Below are 23,468 nucleotides of genomic sequence, written 5' to 3' on the forward strand. Positions count from 1 at the left end.
GTGAATAACGGCCGCTTTGGGCGTTAAAGAAAGTTAAAGTTATCTGTATTAGATCGTTAAGCCATTAGCCCATCAAAATGTTGAGTATTTCAATGGCGGCATCACTGATCTTGGTGCCCGGCCCGAACACCGCTACGGCGCCATGTTCCAGTAGGTGTGCGTAATCCTGTTTGGGGACAACACCGCCCACGATCACCATAATATCCTCCCTTCCCATTTTTTTGAGTTCTTGGACCACTTCCGGTACCAAGGTCTTATGGCCTCCGGCCAAGGAGGAGATGCCAAGTACATGCACGTCGTTTTCCACAGCTTGTTTGGCCACTTCCGAAGGGGTCTGGAACAAGGGGCCTATATCCACATCAAAACCGAGGTCGGCATAGCCTGTGGCCACCACCTTTGCCCCGCGATCATGTCCGTCCTGACCCATTTTGGCCACCATGATCCTGGGGCGACGGCCTTCCTTAACGGCAAATTCATCGGCCATTTTTCGGGCCTTTTCAAAGCTTTCGTCGTTCTTGATTTCTTTGGAATACACTCCGGAAAAGGATTGGATTTTTGCTTTGTAGCGTCCAAAGGCACTCTCCATGGCATCACTGATCTCGCCCAGCGTAGCACGTTCTTTGGCCGCTTCCACTGCTAAAGCTAACAAATTTTCACGGTCGGTCTCCTGTTGCACTGCTTTTTTTGCCGCGGTCCTTATGTTTTCCAAGGCTTTTTCGACCGAAGCGGTATTTCTGGTGGATTTGATGTGTTGCAGACGCTCCATCTGCTGCTTGCGGACCTTTACATTGTCCACTTCCAGAATTTGGAGCTCGTCCTCATTCTCCAATTTGTATTTGTTCACGCCCACAATAATGTCCTGTCCGCTGTCTATCCGGGCCTGCTTTTTGGCTGCTGCCTCCTCAATGCGCATTTTGGGGATACCCTCCTCGATGGCCTTGGTCATTCCGCCCAGTTTTTCAATTTCCGTGATGAGTTCCCAGGCCTCTTTGGCGATTTCTTGGGTCAATTTTTCAACGAGATGGCTACCGGCCCAAGGGTCCACAGTTCTTGTGATATGGGTTTCAAGCTGAAGATAGATCTGTGTGTTCCGTGCAATACGTGCAGAAAAATCTGTGGGAAGGGCAATGGCCTCGTCCAACGCATTGGTGTGTAAGCTCTGTGTTCCGCCCAAGGCCGCTGCCATGGCCTCAATGGTGGTCCTTGCCACATTGTTGAAGGGGTCTTGCTCGGTCAAGCTCCATCCACTGGTCTGGCTGTGGGTACGCAGCATGGACGATTTTTCATTTTTCGGCCCAAATTGCTGTACCAGCTTGGCCCAGAGCATGCGACCTGCACGCATTTTGGCAATTTCCGTGAAATGGTTCATCCCAATCCCCCAGAAAAAGGAAAGTCGGGGGGCAAAATCGTCTATTTTCATGCCGGCCTTGATTCCGGTCCGGATGTATTCGACCCCATCGGCCAAGGTGTAGGCCAGCTCCATGGCTGCAGGCGCACCTGCTTCGTGCATGTGGTAGCCAGAAATGCTGATACTGTTGAACTTCGGCATATGTTTGCTGGTGAACTCGAAAATGTCGGCCACCAACTGCATCGAGGGCGTGGGGGGGTAGATGTAGGTGTTCCGTACCATGAACTCCTTCAAAATATCGTTTTGGATGGTCCCTGAAAGTTTTTCCATGGGCACGCCCTGTTCCAGTGCCGCCACAATGTAGAAGGCCATAATGGGAATCACGGCGCCGTTCATGGTCATGGAAACGGACATTTGGTCCAACGGAATGCCGTCGAAGAGAATTTTCATGTCTTCCACCGAATCTATGGCGACCCCAGCCTTGCCCACATCCCCGACAACACGTTCATTGTCAGAATCATATCCACGATGGGTCGGGAGGTCAAAGGCAACGGAAAGTCCTTTTTGCCCTGCCTCCAAGTTTCTGCGGTAGAAGGCATTGCTCTCTTCGGCAGTGGAAAATCCGGCATATTGACGGATGGTCCATGGTCTGCTCACGTACATGGTGGAGTAGGGACCCCGAAGGAAGGGAGAGATGCCGGCAGCGAAGTTGGCATGCCTATAGTTATGGGTTATGGGTTTTGAATTATGAGTTTCACCCAACTCTGAACTCAATTCCAAATGTTGAAGGTCCTTTCTACTCATTGTCCAATCTTTTTTGTTCGATAGCTTCGGCCAATCTTTTTTCAATGATGGGTTCAATGATAGTTTTTCGGGACTGTGTCTTCACAAAGGGATACAGCTCCAGATCATCTTTCATACGATCTTGGGGGTTCTGGTATTTGTTCGTTCCCAATGATATAATCTTCCCCTCATCAAAAAGCTGTTGTTCCTTTGCGGCACTTTCCTTGATTTTTTGCTGTATGGTCCCTTTTTTCAAGGCGTCCAAAAATCCCCCTGAAGCCTCTATCTGTTTGAAGAGCGTCAAGGCCTTTTCTGCCAGTTGTTGGGTCAACGATTCGATGTAGTAAGCTCCTTCCGACGCATTTGAAGTACTGTCAAAATAACTCTCCTCTTTCAGTAACAACAATTGGTTTCGGGCCAAACGGCTGCCAAACTCATTGTCCTTGTGGTAAATGGCATCATAGGGAAGGTTGCATATCGTATCGGCACCGCCCAGTACGGCAGACATGCATTCGGAAGTGGTACGGAGCATGTTCACGTTATAATCATATAGGGTCTTGTTCCGTTTGGTGGGCACGGCAAGGATATGGCAGTCATTTTTTAAACCGTATGCAACAGCCAACGTGTTCCAGAGCCAACGCAATGCCTTCAATTTTGCTATTTCAAAGAAATAGTTGCCGTCCACGGCCACTTTGAACACGATTGGAAAAGACTCTTCAACTGCTCCCGATGGGACAAAATGGTTCAGGTACTCATGGGCATGGGCCAACCCATAGGCCAGTTGCTGAATCCGGTTCGCTCCAGCATTTTGGTAATGGGAAACATCGACGCCCACTATCGGAATGTTGCCCAATGCGTTGATTTCCCCGACCAGTTCATGGTCTTTTTCCAGATTGTGGTACCAGTTTCCATCTTTGGTCAAATGCCCGATGATGTCCAAGTTGAGAAATATATTCGCTTTTTGGCCACCGGTGACGGACAATAGCCGTTTGATGGGTTCCACGTCCAAAAACCCGAAATTGAAATGGACCGGGGTCTTTTCCAAATCGATATGGGCAAGCAGGACCGAGAAATCTGTTTTTGGGTCGGGAATGGTAAAGATCAAGCTGCCAGCTCCCTTTTTGAGGGCATCCAAGGCCTTTGCATTCGCTTTTTTGGGGTCTCCGGCATAGACGTTCTCTGCAATTTGCCACGTATGGCCTTCGGGTAGGGCAAAGGTCTTGGTGCTTTCCATGTCCTCCGAGTGGTAGAAGGGCTTTACCTTGATGCCCTCCAACGATTCCCAGACGAGGGTGTCGTTATAGTCTGCCCCTTTTAGGTCATATTGGATCTTCTGTTTCCACTGTTTGGCGGAAATTTCGGGAAATTCATCAAATAGGCCACTGTCAGTCATCTTGTTTGTTTTTCAAACTGTCCTCGTACTCGATAAGGAAGATTTCCTCTTTTTCCTTTTTCATGTAATATTTTTCGCGGGCCAGTTTTTCCAATTCATTTTTGTCCGACATCTTTTCAAGGATCTCCTTGTCCTTTGCAATTTCATCTTTCAGGAAATCCTTCTGTTTTTCCAGTTTCTTGATCTCGTTCCGCAGCTCCATGTGGATCAATAGGGAGTTGGTGTCGAAAAAGGCCATCCATATCACAAAAATGGTCAGTACCAAAATATACGTATTGGTAAAGACTTTGAACCATTTTTTCTGCTTTAATTCCTTCAGGCCCATGGCTATGCCAGTTTATTGTTGATGATGGTCCGTACAATATCCACGGCCACCGTGTTGTAGTGGTTGTTCGGGATGATGATGTCCGCAAACTCCTTGGAAGGTTCAATGAACTGTTCGTGCATGGGCTTTACGGCGGTCTGGTAGCGGGTGAGCACCTTGTCCAGGTCGTGCCCCCGTTCCCTGATGTCGCGCTGCAACCTGCGGATCAACCGCTCATCGGAGTCGGCATGCACAAATATTTTGATGTCGAACAGATCGCGAAGTTTTGGATTGCTCAACACCAAAATGCCCTCTACGATCATCACCTTTCGGGGCGGGGTGGGTACGGTCTCTTCCAAACGTGTTTCCTCCACAAAGGAATATACCGGCATCTGAATGGTCTTGCCTTCCCTCAACTGCATCATATGGGAGATCAAAAGGTCAAAATCAATGGAGTTCGGATGGTCAAAATTGACCTTTCCCCGCTCCTTTCGTTCCATATGGGAAAGGTCTTTGTAATACGAGTCCTGCGAAATGACACCTACCTCATTTTTAGGAAGTTGGTCAACAATTTGATTGACCACTGTCGTTTTTCCACACCCGGTGCCCCCGGCAATCCCTAAGATCAGCATACGAACCAATTTAGCCCCAAAAATAAACATTTGAATATATCTGTTGCCATCCTATCGTTCCCAAGCGGGTAAAATGATGTCCATCCGCAGATCATAACAATAGGATAACCGGAATGTCTTGTGCAATTCCAAACCATTACCCTTATATTTATCCAACTAACCAAAGAAAGTCGCTATGGACAGTTCGTACTCGGTAAAGGTGGGCGAGAATGTTGATTTTGCGTTCTCCCATGAACAAATTGCCGCATTGGATTTGATCAAAACGGGGAAAACTAGCTTTCATTTGCTCCATAAAGGGCAATCCTACACCATCGAAATCTTGCAATCCAATTACAATGAGGGCACCTATACCATTTCAGTCAACGGAAATGAATACACGGCATCCATCCACACGCCATTGGATGAACTCATTCTGAAAATGGGTTTTGCTACCAACGGGGCCAAGAACATCGACTCCATTTCCGCGCCCATGCCCGGCCTCATCTTGGATATTTTGGTAAAAGTAGGGCAAGAGGTGGATGAAGAAGATCAACTGTTGGTCTTGGAAGCCATGAAGATGGAAAACATCATCACTTCGCCGAGAAAGGGAGTGGTGAAACAGGTGGCCGTGAAGCAAGGTGATACGGTTGATAAAAAACAATTGTTGATAGCGTTTGAATGATGAGAAAGATATTGATAGCCAACCGCGGCGAGATTGCGGTCCGTGTGATGAAAACCGCCAAAAAGATGGGCATACAAACTGTGGCCGTGTTTTCAAAAGCGGACAGGAACGCACCCCATGTAAAGTTTGCCGATGAGGCTGTTTGCATTGGTGAGGCGCCCTCCAACCAATCCTATTTGAGGGGGGACAAGATCATTGAAGTGGCCAAGGCGCTTGGTGTGGATGGCATCCATCCCGGATATGGTTTCCTCAGCGAGAACGCTGACTTTGCCGAAGCTGTCGAGAAAAGCGGAATCACTTTCATTGGTCCCAAATCCAAGGCCATCCAAATGATGGGGAGCAAATTGGCGGCCAAAGAAGCGGTCAAGGCCTACGACATTCCCATGGTTCCCGGTATAGATGAGGCCATTACCGATGTGACCAAGGCCAAAAAGATTGCAAAAGAGGTGGGCTATCCCATTCTGATCAAGGCATCCGCAGGCGGTGGGGGCAAAGGAATGCGTATTGTGGAGAAGGAAGAGGAGTTGGAATCGGGCATGAAACGTGCCATCAGTGAGGCTACCTCTGCATTTGGGGATGGTTCGGTGTTCTTGGAAAAATATGTGAAGTCCCCCAGACATATCGAAGTACAGGTGATGGCGGACACCCACGGGAATGTCCTTCACTTTTTTGAGCGGGAATGCAGCGTGCAAAGACGGCACCAAAAAGTGGTGGAAGAGGCCCCTTCCTCCATCTTGACCCCGGAACTGAGGGAAAAAATGGGCGTGGCAGCGACCAAAGTGGCCAAGGCCTGCGATTATATAGGGGCTGGTACAGTGGAATTTCTGATGGACGCCGACCACAATTTCTATTTTTTGGAAATGAACACCCGTTTGCAAGTGGAACATCCCGTTACCGAGATGATCACAGGAGTAGATCTGGTGGAATTGCAGATTCGCGTGGCGCGTGGGGAAGAACTGCCCATGAAGCAGGAAGACCTGAAAATCCATGGGCATGCCGTGGAACTTCGGGTGTATGCGGAAGACCCTTTGAACGATTTTTTGCCGAGTGTGGGCACCTTGGAAATATATAGGCCGCCCAGTGGACAAGGCATCCGTGTGGACGATGGTTTTGAGGAGGGCATGGACGTGCCCATCTATTATGACCCCATGCTGTCCAAGCTCATTACCTATGGTAAAACGAGGGAAGAGGCCATAGCGCTGATGCTGGACACCATCAAGCAATACAAGGTGAAGGGAGTGCAGACCACATTACCATTCGGGAGTTTTGTCTTTGCCCATGAAGCCTTTCGTTCGGGCAATTTTGACACCCACTTTGTGAAAAACCATTATGCCCCGGACGACATCAAAGAGCGCAATGCCAAACAAGCCGAAGTAGCTGCACTGGTTGCACTCTATCAGTATTTGGAAGATAAAAAAACAGTACGGTTGCCATCAAATTGAACCCAATGGACAATAAAATAAAGACGCTTCAGGAAAAAATGGCCCAAGCCCTTTTGGGAGGTGGGGAAAAGCGAATTGAAAAGCAGCATCAAAAGAAAAAATTGACAGCCCGTGAGCGGGTCCATTACTTTTTGGATGAAGGTTCCTTCGAAGAAATGGGGGCCTTGGTCACCCATCGCACCAAAGATTTTGGGATGGACAAGGAAATCTACTACGGGGATGGGGTGGTGACAGGGTATGGCACTGTGAACGGAAGGCTTGTCTATGTATATGCCCAGGATTTTACGGTCTTTGGTGGTGCCTTGTCCGAGACCCATGCCGAAAAAATCTGTAAGGTGATGGACTTGGCCATGAAGGTCGGGGCGCCCATTGTGGGGCTGAACGATTCCGGAGGGGCAAGGATACAGGAAGGGGTACGGTCTTTGGGAGGTTATGCCGATATTTTTTACCGAAACGTGCAGGCTTCGGGCGTGATTCCACAGGTTTCGGCCATTATGGGTCCCTGCGCGGGTGGTGCTGTCTATTCCCCGGCCATGACGGATTTTATTGTGATGGTAGAGGAGACCAGCTATATGTTTGTCACAGGCCCGAATGTGGTGAAAACGGTGACCAATGAAGAGGTCACTTCCGAAGAATTGGGAGGGGCCAGCACACACGCAGCGAAGTCGGGCGTGGCACACCGGACGGCTTCCAACGATGCCACTTGCTTGGACGATATCAAACGATTGTTGGACTACCTGCCCCAGAACAATACCGAACGGCCCAAAATAAAACCGTATGAGCTTGGTGATGAGCTTCGGGAGCAGCTTACCACCATTGTGCCCGATAATTCAAACAAGCCGTACGATATGCACGATGTGATCCAGGGTGTCATCGACAACGACACGTTCTATGAGATCCATAAGGACTTTGCGGAAAACATCATCACAGGTTTTGCCCGTTTGGGAGGACGAAGTATAGGCATCATTGCCAATCAACCTATGTTCTTGGCAGGGGTATTGGATGTACGAAGTTCGCAGAAAGCAGCCCGTTTTACCCGTTTTTGTGATGCGTTCAACATTCCATTGCTTGTTTTGGTGGATGTCCCTGGATTTTTGCCGGGAACGGACCAGGAGTGGAGCGGGATCATCATGCATGGGGCCAAATTGCTCTATGCCCTAAGCGAAGCAACCGTGCCACGGGTGACGGTGATCACCCGAAAGGCGTATGGCGGTGCCTATGATGTGATGAATTCCAAGCACATTGGTGCCGACTTCAATTTTGCATGGCCCAGTGCCGAGATTGCCGTGATGGGAGCCAAGGGAGCCAGCGAGATCATTTTTAGGCGAGAGATTGCCGATTCAGATGACCCCGAAGCCAAGTTGAAGGAGAAAGAGGCCGAATATGCGGAAAAGTTCGCCAACCCCTATCGAGCTGCGGAGCGCGGTTTCATTGACGAGGTGATCTTACCAAAAGATACAAGGCGCAAACTGTTGAAGGCCTATGCCATGTTGGAGAAAAAAGAAGTGCAGACTCCATGGAAGAAGCATGGTAATATTCCGTTGTAGGTTTTGCGGTGTTTTGACACGAATGGCACGAATTTTCACTAATTGAATTTATAAAGTCATTTCGAGTAATTTTTCGAGAGAAAAATTGTATCGAGAACCAGAATTTCGAGCCCAAAACCGATTAGCTCCGCTGAATCTTCGATTTCTCGACACAAAATTCCTTCGGAATTTCACTTGACCCGAGGCAAATCCGAACTGAGCGAAGCTAATTGACGGCTTTGGTATAAAAAACCTTCAAAATGTACTAAAGGCGCTCATAGACAAAACCTATATCAACATATCATTAAACCTATCTTAAAAGTTTTATGGATCCATGGGCTATGCCTAATTTTGCGCCATGCAAAAAGAAACCCAAAAACCTCATTTTGAATTTGTAGCCATGATGGCTGCCTTGATGTCCATTGTTGCCCTTGCGATTGATGCCATTTTGCCCGCTATTTCAAACATCGGTGTGGCCATCAACAGTTTGGACACAACGGACAACCAATTGTTGGTTACCATGATTTTCTTGGGCTTGGGTGTGGGACAATTGTTCTTTGGCCCCATATCCGACAGTTTTGGTAGAAAACCCGTGGTCTATATTGGGTTCACCATTTTCTTGGTGGCCAGTATCATCTGTCTCTATGCACCATCACTGGAAATCATGGTCATTGGAAGGATATTCCAAGGAATAGGACTGTCCGCTCCCCGCACCATATCCATTTCCATCATCCGAGATACGTATGAAGGCGATTACATGGCGAAGATCATGTCATTTGTGGTGGCTTTCTTCATTTTGGTGCCTGTTGTGGCCCCTGCCATAGGCAAATTGATCATGGATGCTGCCGGATGGCAGGCCATTTTTTATGTGCAGTTGTTCTTTGCCTTGGTGGTCGCACTTTGGTTTTGGAAGCGACAGCCAGAGACCTTGCACCCCGAATACAAGATTCCGTTCACAGGCCATGTTTTTATAGATGGTCTGAAGGAGTTTGTGAAACATAGGGAAACCGTTGCCTTTACACTGACTTCAGGATTGGTCACAGGGGCGTTCTTGGTCTACCTGAGTTCTGCCCAGCATATTTTTGAGGACCAATATGCGCTGAAGGAGATGTTCCCCTACATTTTTGCAGGATTGGCCATTTCCATTGGACTTTCCACTTTTCTGAACGGTACCTTGGTGATGCGCTTTGGGATGCGAAAACTGTCCCTGATGGCCACCATCGTGTTCTGTTCGGTAGCCCTGTTGTATTCCTTTTTGTACCTGAACTCACCCAATCCAAGTATCTATGTGTTGGTCGGGTTTCTGTCCGTGCAGTTCTTCTGTCTTGGGTTTATGTGGGGTAACTTCCGTTCCATTGCCATGGAGCCCATAGGCCATATTGCGGGAATAGGTGCGGCCATCAATGGTTTTGTGTCCACCCTGCTCTCCATTCCCATTGCGACCTTCATCGGGGAATTTGTGAAAGATAGTGTATGGCCTCTTTTTGCTGGTTTGGCCATCTGTGGACTGTGTTCCCTTGCCATTTTCTTGATGGTGAGAAAGCCTAGAAGGAAAAAGCTGGCCGCGGTTTAACCTTGGTTGGGAAGGAAGATCTCCCCACTGCAAGAATCTGATGTGGCCCCAGTAACAGAGCGCAGCACATTGGTCTGGCCTTCCAAACGCAGCACACCCATCAGTGCAAAGACCAAGGCTTCTTTGTAAGCGATCAATGTTTTGCTCGGGACGACCACTTCGGTATGGGAACCCAACTTCTCTTGTAATGTATCCACAAAGAATTGGTTGAGTGCCCCTCCACCGGTCGCCAATAATTTATTTTGGGATTTGCTTTGATGTTTATGGACCGAAAGGGCAATCTGTTCGCAATTATGGTGGATAAAGGTGTGCAAAAGTTCAATCTCGGAACTTCCGGAAGCTTCAACCAAGGGAACAATCTCGCCGGTGAACCATTCGTAACCTGTGGATTTGGGGTAGGGAAGCTGGTAATACGCCAAGGCGTTCAGTTGTTGTAAAAGATTGTGGTCCAATTTCCCCGAACGGGCCAATTTTCCATTTTCATCGTAGGCCAGACCCATTTTATGGGTAATATAATTCAAGGGCATGTTGGCCAATCCGATGTCATAGGCAATCCGCTTCCCATTCTTATCAAAGGAAATATTACTGATTCCGCCCAAATTCAAACAAAAATCATATTCATGGAACAGCAATTTATCGCCAATGGGAACCAATGGGGCACCTTGTCCCTTTAGGGACACATCCTTGGTCCTGAAATCGCAGACCACTTTTTTGCCACTGGTATCTGCCAAGAGTTGTCCATCACCCAATTGAAAAGTGATGCCGTCGTGTGGCCTGTGATGGGAAGTATGGCCATGACTGGCAATAAAATCCACCTCTGGACCAAACGCCTCCATAAAATTTTTGGACTGTTCCCCCAACCAAATACCATAATCCCGGTGCAACTGGGCATGATCTTTTTCGGATAGGTAAATGGCATTTTTGAGATGTTCCCTCATTTCATCGGAGTAGGCAACATCCATGGAGTGTTTGATGGTGAAGTTCCAGTGTCCATTTTCCTGCCAAATATGGCAAAGGGCCATGTCCAGACCATCCAGTGATGTGCCCGACATCAACCCCAATACGTTATAGCTGCTCATGAAATTTGGTTTTTAATTGGATGGGAAGTGTTCCTTTTGCTTCAATTTTTCCCATAAAATGATCGAAGGCAACATCTTGAAACTCCGCAAAATCTTGATATACCACTACCACATTGGAATTCGGCCGCAACTTTAAAATATCCAGCACATACGGATTCCCGAAAAGATAGATCAAGCTATTTTTTTCTGCTACACATTTATGGATGTTTGCCAACGTGATTTCACCAAAACCAAAAAAGTTTTTGGGTTTTACGGCAGGTGGGAAGATGCTCAGTACAATATTTTTGTTATCGGTAGATAGCACATCATTCAAATCAATGGTTTTTGACCCGAAATTGGACGAAATCTGCTCGGAAAAGGTGTTTTTCTTTCCAAAATCCACGGAAACATTCAAAAAACGAGAAGATTTTATTTGATCGACCGCAGACACATCTGAAATGAGTTCTGTAATGCTGCTTTCTGCTATTTCCCGGTTTAGCTTCGAAGGTGATTTGGTATTGAACTCTTCAGGTCGGGAGTTGTCTGCAAATACATTGTATTTTATTTTCCAAATCCTTTCAAAGCTCTCTTGGATTCTTTCTTCCGATGCATTTCCCAATATTTCTTCAATCCCTTCCTTCACGTTCCCGCTGAAACAAAGAACATCCATCCCCGCTTCAAAAGCGGCCTGTTCCAATTTTCCTTTTTGGGGATATTTTTTGGAGACGGCATGCATGTTCAGGGCATCTGAAATGATCACACCCTCAAAGCCCATTTGTTTCCGAAGGAGATCAGTGATGATTTTTGATGAAGTGGTCGATGGATTTTCGGCGTCCAATTGAGGTAATGACAAATGGCCTACCATCACGGAATCCACTCCTTTGTTGATGAGTTCCTGAAATGGGAACAGTTCGTTTTCTTTTAACTCGGACAAAGATTTATCGATGACGGGCAGTCCCAAATGGGAATCGGTGGCCGTATCACCGTGACCGGGAAAGTGTTTGATGGAGTTCAGCGCCCCGGTACTTTTCATTCCTTGTATAAAAGCTTCGGATTTGGCCAACACCTTTCTTTTGTTTTCCCCAAATGAACGGTAGCCAATCACCGGGTTTTCAGGATTGTTATTGATGTCCACCACTGGGGCAAGGTTCCACTGAATGCCAGCAGCCTTGCAATCCCATCCGATATGCTGTCCAGCTTGATAGATAAGATTTTCGCCACCGTTCAGTGCGCCCAAGGTAATGGCGTAGGGAAACTGGGGGGTGTTCTCAATGCGCATGGCCAATCCCCATTCGGCATCAATGGCTACCAAAATCGGAACTTCAGCCGCTTTCTGATAGCGGGCAATGAGTTCTTTTAACCGATCATAGCTTTTGGCATTGTGCACCACTTTTTTCTTCCCTTCAAAATTGGTCGCAGCACTGGCCCTACTGTGGAAAAAGCAGATGGACCCCACATGGTGTTCCTTGATGAGGCTTTCCATTTTTTGGACTTCTTCCTCGGTATCATTAATGAAAACTGCAGGCATGAACAATTGCCCCACTTTTTGTCTTAGGGTCAATTCTTTCTTTGGAAGCGTATAGATTGGATGGGTATCAGTCATTGGTGTCGATAGTTTTTTTGCCATAATCCGCAGGATATTTCAAAAAGCGCAGTACCACAAATGCGGGTAGCGCAGCAATCACGACCCAAGTGAAGAAGCCGCCATATCCCAACCACTCCTGAATGTATCCACTCAGCATGCCGGGGAGCATCATCCCGAGGGCCATAAATCCGGTGGCGATGGCGTAATGCGATGTTTTGGAGGCCCCTTCGGCCACATAGATGAGGTACATCATAAATGCAGCAAACCCAAAACCATAACCAAATTGCTCGATGACCACGGTGCCCACCACGGCAAACATGCTGGTGGTTTGGGTGATTGCCAAAAGTGCATACAGGGCATTGGGCAGGTTCAGGGCCAGCAACATGGGCAGCATCCATTTTTTTAGGCCATCCCTCGAGATCAGGATTCCACCCAAGATTCCGCCCAAGGATAGCATGATGATGCCCACCGTGCCATAGATGGTGCCCACGGCTTCAGTGGAATAGGCCAATCCGCCCACCTCGAGTTTGTCCAAAAGGAAGGGGGAGGCCATTTTTACCAATTGGGATTCGCCCAAACGGTAGGTGAGGATGAACAGGAGCACCCAGCCTATCTGTTTTTTCTTGAAAAAGGAAGCGAACACCTCTAAAAAGCCCACTTGTTTTTCTTTGGGTCGGGGTGCTGTTTCTTCAAACTTGGGCGTGGCAAAAAAGTTGGAAATGGTGAGGGCGATCATCAAAACGGCCGCACTGATCATGGTAACGGACCATGCTTTGGTGTTGTCACCATATCTGTTCTCCAAAAATCCAGCAAAAATGACCAAGAGCCCTTGCCCTGTCACCATGGCCAATCGGTAAAAGGTGCTGCGAAGGCCAATGAAGAAGGATTGTTTTTTCTGGGTAAGACCGATCATGTAATAACCATCCGAAGCAATATCGTTGGTGGCGGAGGCGAAGGCGGCCATCCAGAAAAACGCCAAGGTGATGGTGAAAAAGGAATTGGAGGGCAGGAACAGCCCGATTCCCAAAAATGCAAGGGCAATGACCAATTGCATGCCCAGGAACCATTTTCGTTTGGTGCCGTTCAGGTCCACAATGGGGCTCCACAAGGGTTTGATGACCCAAGGCAAATAGAGCCAACTGGTGTACAGCCCTATTTCGGCATTGCCAATGCCCAACCGCTTGTACATGATCACGGAGACCGTGACCACCAGAATGTAAGGGATCCCTTGGGTGAAGTATAAAAAGGGAATCCACAGCCAGGCGTTTTTGTCTTTTGGAACTACATTCATTTGGGATGTTTTAATAGGTTCTGGTAGATGCTTTTTTCCGATTTCTCGATGATGGTGGCACCTACGGTTTTTTCGTAATAGCTGGCAGGGCCAACCCCACCGATGATGGCGTAGGCATACCCCATTTCCTTCAGTGCGAGCAAGGATTTCACCAGCAGGATCTTGCCCAAGTTTTTGCCCCTCTCGGAGGGAAGAACTCCCGTAGGGCCAAAAAAGTTCCTTGCCGTGCTCTCAAAACAGGCAAAACCCAAAATTTCCTGCTCCCGTTGGGCAATGAAACAATTTACGGGCAATGCCGTGAAGGCAGCCTCGGTCTCATCCGCCCAGTTTGTGCTGAAATGCTGGCCGACCCACTGGACCACAATGCTCTTTTCGGGGGGTATGGGCCTTTTAAAAATGATGCCCTCTTTCTCCAAAAGTGCTTTTTCCGCTGTGGAGGTGTCGGGGAGGTCCATAAGTCGAACAAGCATGTCGTGCATATCGGTCTATTTGATGTTCAGGGGTAGCATGGCGCTTTTATTGCCATAGGCATCACTGATGTTGATTTGGAGATTGCCACGTAGCTGTTTTGGCGATAGGTTGAATGCAAAGCATCCTTCCCCATCACTTTCTGAAAGATATTCTTTTGCAAGGAGCTGTGTTTTTCCATTTTTTACAAGGTAAAGGTTCAGAAAACGAGGAATACGGTCCGTGTGGTCGATACAAATTTTCACGGATTGCCCTGTTTTTTCCAAAGAAATGATTGCGGGCAATTGTACGGCCCTTGTCACTTGGTTGATGGCCCCCGGATTTTCTGCGGGCAGGGCATAAAATTTCTTTGCCAGTTTGGTATTGACCTTTTCATGCTGGCCCATCAATGATTTGGCACTGAAGAAGATATTGCCATCAATGTTTTCCAGGTTACGGGCATGGCTCAACTGTTTGGGGATCTCATTGTCCTTTTCCCAAGCTTTGTCGGCATTGTTCTTGATTTTGTAGGTGCCGTTGCCCATGTACAGGTTGGTGTTTGGTGTGGCATTGGCCCACCATGAAGCAATTTTTTTGTGTGAAGCCACTGGGTAATCCATGCTCCAATAGGCTTGTGGGGCCAAATAGTCCAACCAACCTTCCTGCACCCAGAGCACGGGGTCTGCATACAGGTCCTCGTAGGTGGTCTGTCCGGCTTGGGTGTCGGAGCCCCTTGGGTCGGTGCTTTTGTTTTTCCAGACCCCGAACGGACTGATGCCGAACTGTACCCAAGGTTTGTTCTTTTTGATGGTGGCGTGTACATTTTTCACGAGGGAATCCACATTACTTCGTCGCCAATCTTCCAAGGATTGTCCGGGCAATCCGTATTTGGAAAAAGTTTCGGCATCCCCAAATGTTTCCCCTTCAATTTTATAGGGATAGAAATAATCATCAAAATGGATGGCATCCAGCTCATAGTTGATGACCAATTCTTCAATGATCTGGTTGAATTTGTCCTGCACTTCGGGAAGGCCGGGGTGATAGTAGTATTTTTTGCCGTACTTGATCATCCAGTCGGGATGTTGGTAAAAATCATGGGATTTGGAGAGGGCCAAGGTGTCCAGGTCAAACGTGGCGCGGTAGGGATTGAGCCAAGCGTGGAATTCCATTCCCCTTTTATGGGTTTCCTCGATCATCCATTGGAGCGGTTTTTCAAAACCTTCGGGTGCTTTTCCCTGTTGGCCCGATAGGTATTTGGACCATGGGGCGAGCCGGGTGGGGTAGAGGGCATCGCCGGCGGTCCTCACCTGCACAATGGCTGCATTGAAGTTCAACTTTTCGTAAAAGTCCAGAATGGCAATAAAGTCCTTCTTTTTCTTTTCAACATCATCGGATGGGTGCTTGGGCCAATCGATGTTGGCCACTGTGGCTATCCATACCCCCCTGAATTCTTCCTTGGGTGCTTTGGAAACGGCACAGGAAATCAAAAATGCAAAAGGAACCAGGTAGAGAAATCTTTTCATGAACTGAGATAAATAAAAAAGGCCTACTATGCACTAAATGTAGGCCTTTTTGCTAAAATTGAATTAAACAACTAACAACTCAAAATGAAATTCCTTTATTCTTCGGTATTCCACCAAACAGGTGTTGTGAGTCTGATGTAAGGATTGTTGTCGGGCATATTCACATAATTCCTGTCCTCTTCATTGTATTCGTACATCATTGCTTGAAGCCAATCATTTGCTCCAGGGAAGATGTCCAGGTTGACATGGTCCGGTCTTTGCAGGCCGGGATAAATATCGGCACTGTAATCCATCCTGCGCATATCCACCCAGGTTTCTGGATTGAGCATGTTGGCGATGTATTTTTGGACCATGATGTGTGACAGGCTTATGTTGTCACTGCCCACTTGGGTGTCCAACTCATTTAAATAAGCGGTTGCCTCTGTATTGGGGACTCCCAATTTTTCCAAGTCGGCCTGAACGCCCATTCTAAAGGCTGTATAGGCTTCACCTGGGTTTCCACTCCTAAATTGGGCCTCGGCCTCAATGAATTTGACCTCGCTGTAGTTCATCATATAGGTTGGAGATGTTGAACTGGTATAAAAACCTCCATTTCCGAGTGAGAAATCATCGGAAGGCAATCCGTCCAACCCTCGACCGGTCACCACGCCATGATAACCACCATTGACCGCTTCGGGAACAATAATACTTAGTCTGGGGTCTTCATAAGGGGTTTCCAGATTCATGGGGTTTTTGAGCATTTCCACAAAGAAATCGGAGAAATAGTCAAAACGGGATGATCCATACCCTGTGGAGCTAAAGGGCTGGTTGTCGTTTTCCGCTTCACCACCGCCAAAGGTCACCTGTGCGTTGTCCGCATTGGAAGTGAATGATTCTTGGCAAAGGGTAATGATCTGTTGTGCATCGTAGGCCATGTCCCCAGAGGATTTCTTGCTCAAGTGGTTCAAATACCGAGCTTTGATGGCTTTGGCAAATTTTATCCACTGATCTTGATCGCCTTGATAGAGTACGTCGCCGCCTTCCTGGTCCAATCCTATGGCACTGGGCTGTTGCAATTCCTCGATGGCCTCGTCCAACATCTGAAAGATGGTCGCGTACACTTCCCTTTGCGTTACAAACTCAGGGGTAAGGTTCATGGAGGACTCACCGTCGTAGGTCTGATCTGTAACGATATCGCCATATTGGTCGGTGGTCATTCCAAAATTGTAGGCTCTCAGTATTTTACCTACCGCAACATAGTTGGGGGAGTTGTATCGATTACCCAGAACAATAAGGTCGGCGGTATTTGGCAGGGCATAGACATAGGCATTTTGCCACAGAAAATATCGGCCTGTGGTAAATTCATTGCTCCAAGTCTCCGAATAGTAGTTGGCCACGTTCTGGGATCCGTACTGGACCACTCCCAAAACTTCCCTCATTCCTCTATACTGGGCCGTTCCCGTAGTGTTCTCTATGGCACCTTGAATCCTATATTGGGGTTCCAGCGATGCTGTGGTCGGTGCTGTCTCGGAACTGTTCACATCAAAATAGTCATCCGAGCAGGATGCCACTCCAACAAGTAACAGTGATATATATATGTGTTTGATAATTTTCATAGTCCTTTTGGTTTTAAAAAGTAAATTTCAATCCTAAATCAAATCCTTGGGTGTTCGGTGTGCCCAAGTTATCAATGTATGTGGAACCAGCGCCTGAAATCCCTGCTCCAAACGTATTCACATCTGGGTCAACTCCGCTGTAATCCGTGATGGTAAGCAGATTTCGTCCAGTGGCGTAAAGCTCAAGAGCGGATAGGGATAGTTTGTCCAAAATTGTTTTTGGGAACTTGTAGCTAAGGGTCACATACCTCAAACGTGCAAAAGAACCATCCTCAATAAAGTTTTCCGAATTAAGGGAATAGTAGTTTTGATAGTAGCTCTGGTTCATCACCACGGGCGTTTGGTTGGCAACACCGTTTACATCCACACCCGGGATAATGGTGGTTTCCCCTCTATTAAGGGTGATGGGGCTTTGCCCGTAATACACCAAGGCAGAAGAGGTGGCATTGTAGATGTCCTGGCCCATGGCTATGTCAAACAAAAAGGAAAGGCTCAAGTTTTTGTACTTGAAGCTGTTGGTGATGCCCAAAGTCCAGTCTGGCAACCTGTTTACGTCGTCATGAATTGCATCTTCCAAAACAGGCAATCCATTGGATTGGACCAGCACCTCTCCATTTTCGTTCCTTTGAGGTCGTTTTCCCCTAAGGCCGAAAAGTGAGCCATCCAAGATGGCTGCGCCGGCAGCCGAATCTCTAAAGGTCCAAGAGTCGGATAGATATACTTCACTCAAAAAGCCGGGAAGAGTGGCTACCGTACTTTTGTTGGTGCCGAAGTTGAAGGTGGCATCCCAAGAAAAGCCTTGGGGGTTGTTGAAAATATTTGCCGAAAGCAATGCCTCGACCCCTCTGTTTTCTATGGAGCCTCCGTTGAGGGTAGCCAAAAAGGTACCCGTGGTCGGAGGGACTCGGATATCCTTTAATATCTGATTGTCCGATTTGCTGTTGTAATAAGTGACCTCCAATGAGACCCTATTGTCAAGAAGACGCATATCCGCACCAATCTCAAAACTGTTGGTGAACTCTGGCTCCAAATTTGGGTTTCCGACATTCTGCCCGTTCCAGGCATATCCAGAACTTGCAGCACCGTTTAGGTTGGTCCCCAATGAACTCTCCAAAGCTCCTATTGGCGCATCTTTACCAACTTGTGCCCAAGTGGCCCTCAATTTCAAATAATTGAATTTATCGCTGGAGAAATCAAATAGGTCCGTCAATATGGCCGATGTTCCTACAGAGGGATAGAAGAAAGAACGCTTGTCTGCAGGTAGGGTGGATGTCCAGTCATTCCTTCCGGTCGCGGTCAAGAACAAGGCATTTTTCCAACCCAATTTAATGTCTCCAAAAACACCCACGATTCTTTTTCTGTTGATGATCTCGTTAATGGACTGGTTTTCGATGAGCACATTGGCAATGCTATAGATTCCTGGGGCCTGGAAACCATCCCCGTAGGTGTAAGTGGTTCGGATGTCCAATTCTTCCACAGAATTCCCGACCATGGCCTCCACGGAAAAATCATCGGTGATCTGCTTGTCGTACCTTAAGAACAAGTTGGAGGTTAAACGGCTGTGGTCCCTTTCGAACTGACTGATATAACCATCGGCCCTATTTTCAACCAAGGAGCCTGTCCCGATTATCTTTTTGTCATATTCGTGATAATCATCGGTACCTATTTTGTAGGTAAGGTTGAAATCGTTCAGGAAATTATAACTCAGATTGAGCACCCCGATCAACCTTTTGACATTATTATTGTTTGGGCTATTGGCGATGCTCCAATACGCATTGTCAAACTGTTGGTCCAAATAAAATGGCTCTTGGAGTCCATCCTCATTGAGGTAATCTTTTGCATTGACATTCACAGGATAGGCCAAAAGGCTGTTAAGACTTCCCCCGGTGGAGTTCCCTTGACGGGTGCTGGCAGTTTTGGTGTCAATGTAGTTTCCTGAAATTCCTATGGTGAAATTATCACCAAACTTGGAGTTTGCGTTGATTTTAAAGGAGGTCTTGTCGTAGCTGGTACTAGGAATGATCCCATCTTGTGACATGTCGCCTATGGAAAAATACAAGTTGCTTTTTTCTGTACCGCTGGAATAGCTCACATTGTGGTTCTGGGTAACGGCTGTCTTGTAAAAATCCTCCATGTTGTAATATATGGGGGTTCCTGCAGCTAGCGGTGCCCCCCAGGAGAAAGAAGACTCAGGGTCATATTCGGTCCCTGATTCGGTCACAATTTCCATTCCCTGCCCATAGGCACTTTGTACATCTGGAGTTCCTAGGATTTTATCCACGGACAAGGAACCGGAATAGCTTATTGTACTGACCCCTGCTTTCCCTTTTTTGGTGGTAATGATAACAGCACCACTAGCGGCCTGGATACCATAAAGTGCAGCTGCAGCAGGGCCTTTCAATACGGAAATGCTCTCCACATCTGCTGGGTTGATGTCCGAAGCCCTGTTGATACTGGCCACATCCAATGAAGAATTGGTGGAGTTGTCAATTGGGATACCGTCCACCACGAACAGTGGTTGATTGCTTCCTGTAATGGAAGAACCACCTCTTATCAAAATAATGGATGATGTTCCAGGAGCACCTCCGGAGGAAACAATATTGACCCCGGAGACCTTACCTTGCAGTCCATTGACCATGTTTGCTTGGTTTCCTTCCAAAAGTTGGTCGGCCTTAATGTTCTGGATGGAGTTGGACAAGGATTTTTTGTTGGCCTCGATTCCCAATGCGGTGACCACCACTTCATCAAGGCTGGTCAAATCCTCTGAAAGTGAGGCATTGTTGGTGATTGTGGAATTCCCCCCTGCGGTAAAGGTAATTTTTTGAGGGGTGAAGCCCAGTGAGCTGAGCGACAAGGTGTAGGTTCCTTGTTCCAGTGTTGCCGTGAAACTGTAATTTCCATCAAAATCGGTAACCGTACCGAATGATGTGTTCTCGATGAATACAGAAGCGCCGGTCAATGGCAGTCCTGACCCGCTTTCTGTTACGGTTCCCGTCAAGGTGTATTGACTTTGGGCAAACGCTGATAGCGATGACGCCATAAGTGCAATAAAAACCAATCGGAACCTCATTTTTCCTAAAAAGTCATGAAGTTTTTGCATAAATGAGTAGTTTAATTGAGTTACATAATTGATAGCATAAAATCCTTTTCATGACCCTAATTTTCAGTCAATATTGGGATTTTATATCTATTTGCGGTTTTTCAATCGATAAGGGCATCGGAGCCTTGTTGTCCATAGTCCTGTGGATATGGTATGGTCTTTTATGGGAAAGGTTTCTGCGAGCGGCATCCTAATCTTTTCTTCATGCCCTTGCCCCAAGGTAATCGTAAGACCAATTCAAGTTTTGTTTCTTTCTGCCAGCATCAAAAGCATCCAAATATCATATTCTTGCAAAAGACAGAAAGATTATTTCAAATATATATTAAAAGCAGCATAATAATGCATTTATTTGCAAGGATTTGCAATTATTGAAAATATATTTATAAAATCTGCATATTTTTGCAGTATTTTGCTGGTATTGGTATTCTTTTTTGGTTTTATTTAACTTTACCCCAATACTATGTTGAAGGAAGAAAGACATCAGTTTATCCTCAATGAGGTTGGGATCCACAACAGGGTACTGTTGACGGATATAGCCAATCTGCTCAATGTTTCTGTGGATACCATACGTAGGGACATCAAAGAGCTGCACAATGCCAAACAATTGAAGAAAGTGCATGGAGGAGCCATTTCCCTAGGGTTTAATAATTACAGTCCCACGGGAAAGAAAATATACTCCTTGGAGAAAAAATCACTGATAGCCGAAAAGGCATTGGGGTTGATCAAAGAGGGACAGGTCATTTTGCTGAGTGGGGGAACCACCAATCTGGAATTGGCAAGACGGTTGCCCTCAAAAATAAAACTGACCTGCTTTACCCCAAGCCTTCCCATAGCAGTGCAATTGTTGGGAAAAAGCAATGTTGAGGTCATTTTCATTGGGGGAAGGTTGTCCCAGGATTCCCAAATAGCCATAGGGGGCAGTGCCATCAATATGCTTTCGGATATCAAGGTGGATATCTGTTTTTTGGGAACCAATTCCATTCACCCAACAGAGGGTCTAATGGAGTTTGATTGGGAGATTGTCCAAGTAAAAAAGGCCATGATCCAAAGTTCAAGAAGGGTCGTATCTCCCTGTATATCCGAAAAAATTGGGTCATTACAGCGATATAGGATTTGTGGGGTGGAAGAAATTGACGTGTTGATCACTGAATTGGACCCTTGGGATGTAAAACTGGATGCTTTTAAAAATATGAACATACAATTATTATAATAGTGGTAGAAAAGCACATAAAGATAACCGAAGAACCGTCTTTGTACGACCGATTGGATGAAATGGATACATTGGACATAGTGGCCAATATCAATAATGAGGACAAGAAAGTGGCGGATGCCGTGGAACAGGTCCTTCCCCAAGTGGCGCGTGTCGTGGATGAAACTTCAAAGCGGTTTGAAAAAGGCGGTAGGCTCTTCTATATTGGTGCCGGCACCAGCGGACGATTGGGAATCCTTGATGCTTCCGAGATACCGCCCACCTTCGGGCTACCCTACGACAGGGTGATCGGTCTCATTGCTGGAGGCGACAAGGCCATTCGAAAGGCCGTGGAATTTGCAGAGGACGATACGGAACAAGCGTGGAAAGACCTTCAGGAATATGGCATTGCCAACAATGATGTTCTGATCGGTATAGCGGCTTCCGGGACCACTCCTTATGTGCTGGGCGGCATTGCAGATGCCAAAAAGCATGGTATATTGACCGTGGGCATTACCAATAACCCAGGTTCACCTTTGGCAACGGATACGGATATTCCGATAGAGGTCAATGTAGGACCCGAGTTTTTGACGGGAAGTACCCGGATGAAAAGTGGTACCAGCCAAAAGTTGGTGCTCAATATGATTTCCACAGCGCTGATGATACGTGTAGGCCGTGTGAAGGGCAATAAAATGGTGAACATGCAGCTCAGCAACACCAAATTGGTGGACAGGGGCACACGCTATATTATGGAAGAGTTGGGGCTCAACTATGAAGATGCGGAAAAAGCATTGAAAGAATACGGTTCGGTCAAAAGGGCCATTGATGCCTTGAGATAAGGTTACTTGGGGACCAATCGGAAAACTCCCTTGCCCTCTATACCTACATAAATGTAGCCGTCTGGGCCTTGTCGTACATTACGGACCCTTCCCATACCATCCAATAATTTTTCCCGGTGCACTACTTTGTTGTCTTTGATCACCAAGCGTTCCAAATATTGGAACGATAAAGAACCCACCAAAAGATTGTTTTTCCAATCGGGGTATTTGTCGGAAGTGACAAAAGCCAACCCAGAAGGCGCAATGGAGGGTGTCCATTGGTATAGGGGTTGTTCCATGCCGGACCGTGAAGTTTCATCAGTGATTTTGGTGCCGCTGTAGTTGATGCCATAGGTAATCACAGGCCAGCCATAGTTTTTTCCTTTTTTTATGATATTGATTTCGTCACCACCCCTTGGGCCATGCTCGTGTTCCCACAACTGCCCAGTTTCCGGGTGCAGCGCCAACCCCTGTGGGTTTCGATGGCCGTAACTGTAGATGGCCGTCTTGGCACCGTCTTGGCCTACGAACGGATTATCTTCGGGAACCTTTCCATCATCATGAAGGCGATAGATTTTGCCGCCGTCCCTATTGATGTCCTGTGGGTTCACATCCCGATCTCCACGTTCACCGATGGAGAAGAACAGATAGCCATCCCGGTCAAACTCCAAACGCGACCCAAAGTGCTGTCCTTTGGTGGTATTGGGGACCGCTTTGTAGAGCAATTGTTTTTGGACGAGCTTATTGTTGGAAAGTTTCGCCCGCATGATTGCAGTGTTTCCACCTTTGTCATCACCCTCGCTTGAGGCATAGGAAAAGTAGATCCAGCCATTGTTTTTGTAATTGGGATGCAGTTCAATGTCCATCAATCCGCCTTGTCCGCGGTTATAGACCTCGGGAGGATTTCCCACTTCAATGGTCTTTCCGGACTGGTGGAGGAGCAGTTTTCCTGATTTTTCGGATATGAGGATGCCATTATTGGGCAAGAAAACCATGCCCCATGGATTTTGAATGCCATCCACTACAATTTCCGAAGTAAAACTGTCGTTATTCGTAAGATTTATCTTAGAGTTGGAATTTTGCGCGCAGGATGTATTGAGCAGTACAACGAAAAAATAAGGAAATAAGGTACTTTTTTCTATAATTTTACGTTGAAATAATAGATTTATTGGACGAACGGTCATTTTTAGAGAATCATTT

The 23,468-nt window shown here is 47.0% G+C and carries 18 protein-coding genes; 6 read left to right on the forward strand and 12 right to left on the reverse strand.

All coding sequences use genetic code 11. The features are described from left to right. Positions 1–64: 64 nt before the first annotated feature. From scpA to udk, 4 genes are read right to left on the reverse strand one after another with little or no spacing between them, the layout of a single operon-like run. Positions 65–2,152 (reverse strand): methylmalonyl-CoA mutase, encoded by a 2,088-nt coding sequence (gene scpA, locus DB398_RS06280; protein WP_108423541.1) that lies wholly within the window; start codon positions 2,150–2,152, stop codon positions 65–67. After that, the gene (locus DB398_RS06285; protein WP_108423542.1) at positions 2,145–3,524 is read right to left on the reverse strand and encodes a methylmalonyl-CoA mutase subunit beta; all 1,380 of its coding nucleotides are present in this window, start codon (positions 3,522–3,524) and stop codon (positions 2,145–2,147) included. Before DB398_RS06285 ends, scpA begins: the two co-directional genes overlap by 8 nt. Then, positions 3,517–3,849 (reverse strand): FtsB family cell division protein, encoded by a 333-nt coding sequence (locus DB398_RS06290; protein ID WP_108423543.1) that lies wholly within the window; start codon positions 3,847–3,849, stop codon positions 3,517–3,519. The genes DB398_RS06285 and DB398_RS06290 overlap by 8 nt, the downstream gene beginning before the upstream one ends. A gap of 2 nt (positions 3,850–3,851) precedes the next feature. Continuing rightward, positions 3,852–4,460: a uridine kinase gene (udk, locus tag DB398_RS06295; RefSeq protein ID WP_108423544.1), complete on the reverse strand. Its 609-nt coding sequence runs from the start codon at positions 4,458–4,460 to the stop codon at positions 3,852–3,854. Between the two features lie 175 nt (positions 4,461–4,635). On the opposite strand from udk, the gene DB398_RS06300 reads away from it, so the two are divergent. The 4 genes from DB398_RS06300 to DB398_RS06315 all read left to right on the forward strand — a co-directional run bounded on the left by DB398_RS06300 (position 4,636) and on the right by DB398_RS06315 (position 9,662). Continuing rightward, positions 4,636–5,121 (forward strand): acyl-CoA carboxylase biotin carboxyl carrier protein subunit, encoded by a 486-nt coding sequence (locus DB398_RS06300; RefSeq protein WP_108423545.1) that lies wholly within the window; start codon positions 4,636–4,638, stop codon positions 5,119–5,121. Then, positions 5,121–6,563, forward strand: coding sequence for an acetyl-CoA carboxylase biotin carboxylase subunit (gene accC, locus DB398_RS06305; protein ID WP_108423546.1), 1,443 nt, complete (start codon positions 5,121–5,123; stop codon positions 6,561–6,563). Before DB398_RS06300 ends, accC begins: the two co-directional genes overlap by 1 nt. Positions 6,564–6,568: 5 nt before the next feature. Further along, complete coding sequence (locus tag DB398_RS06310; protein WP_108423596.1) at positions 6,569–8,110, forward strand: acyl-CoA carboxylase subunit beta; 1,542 nt, start codon at positions 6,569–6,571, stop codon at positions 8,108–8,110. A gap of 337 nt (positions 8,111–8,447) precedes the next feature. Further along, on the forward strand, positions 8,448–9,662 hold the full coding sequence (locus DB398_RS06315) for a multidrug effflux MFS transporter (RefSeq protein ID WP_108423547.1): 1,215 nt from the start codon (positions 8,448–8,450) through the stop codon (positions 9,660–9,662). Here DB398_RS06315 and DB398_RS06320 read toward each other — a convergent pair. The 7 genes from DB398_RS06320 to DB398_RS06350 form a co-directional block, all read right to left on the reverse strand. Beyond that, on the reverse strand, positions 9,659–10,741 hold the full coding sequence (locus DB398_RS06320; RefSeq protein ID WP_108423548.1) for an anhydro-N-acetylmuramic acid kinase: 1,083 nt from the start codon (positions 10,739–10,741) through the stop codon (positions 9,659–9,661). The two genes, DB398_RS06315 and DB398_RS06320, sit on opposite strands and share 4 nt — an antisense overlap. Next, complete coding sequence (locus tag DB398_RS06325) at positions 10,728–12,323, reverse strand: glycoside hydrolase family 3 protein (protein ID WP_108423597.1); 1,596 nt, start codon at positions 12,321–12,323, stop codon at positions 10,728–10,730. Before DB398_RS06325 ends, DB398_RS06320 begins: the two co-directional genes overlap by 14 nt. Further along, entirely contained in the window at positions 12,316–13,596 is a 1,281-nt protein-coding gene (locus DB398_RS06330) for an MFS transporter (protein WP_108423549.1), read from the reverse strand. Before DB398_RS06330 ends, DB398_RS06325 begins: the two co-directional genes overlap by 8 nt. Then, entirely contained in the window at positions 13,593–14,075 is a 483-nt protein-coding gene (locus DB398_RS06335; protein WP_108423550.1) for a GNAT family N-acetyltransferase, read from the reverse strand. The genes DB398_RS06330 and DB398_RS06335 overlap by 4 nt, the downstream gene beginning before the upstream one ends. Before the next feature lie 6 nt (positions 14,076–14,081). Then, positions 14,082–15,566, reverse strand: a complete 1,485-nt coding sequence (locus DB398_RS06340; protein WP_108423551.1) for a glycoside hydrolase family 10-like protein — start codon at positions 15,564–15,566, stop codon at positions 14,082–14,084. A gap of 95 nt (positions 15,567–15,661) precedes the next feature. Further along, positions 15,662–17,161, reverse strand: coding sequence for a SusD/RagB family nutrient-binding outer membrane lipoprotein (locus DB398_RS06345; RefSeq protein WP_108423552.1), 1,500 nt, complete (start codon positions 17,159–17,161; stop codon positions 15,662–15,664). Between the two features lie 13 nt (positions 17,162–17,174). Next, positions 17,175–20,261: a SusC/RagA family TonB-linked outer membrane protein gene (locus tag DB398_RS06350; protein ID WP_234416093.1), complete on the reverse strand. Its 3,087-nt coding sequence runs from the start codon at positions 20,259–20,261 to the stop codon at positions 17,175–17,177. A gap of 460 nt (positions 20,262–20,721) precedes the next feature. Between DB398_RS06350 and DB398_RS06355 the strand changes: the two genes are divergently transcribed. Continuing rightward, entirely contained in the window at positions 20,722–21,471 is a 750-nt protein-coding gene (locus DB398_RS06355) for a DeoR/GlpR family DNA-binding transcription regulator (protein WP_108423554.1), read from the forward strand. A 2-nt stretch (positions 21,472–21,473) separates the two neighbouring features. Further along, positions 21,474–22,289, forward strand: a complete 816-nt coding sequence (murQ, locus tag DB398_RS06360; RefSeq protein ID WP_108423555.1) for an N-acetylmuramic acid 6-phosphate etherase — start codon at positions 21,474–21,476, stop codon at positions 22,287–22,289. Positions 22,290–22,291: 2 nt separating this feature from the next. Here the strand turns inward: murQ and DB398_RS06365 are convergent, their stop codons facing one another. Next, a complete protein-coding gene (locus DB398_RS06365) occupies positions 22,292–23,410 on the reverse strand; it encodes a PQQ-dependent sugar dehydrogenase (protein ID WP_234416113.1) in 1,119 nt (372 codons plus the stop codon). Positions 23,411–23,468: the final 58 nt, after the last annotated feature.

Origin of the sequence: Flagellimonas amoyensis (genome assembly GCF_003058265.1) — a bacterium.
Lineage (GTDB): Bacteria > Bacteroidota > Bacteroidia > Flavobacteriales > Flavobacteriaceae > Flagellimonas > Flagellimonas amoyensis.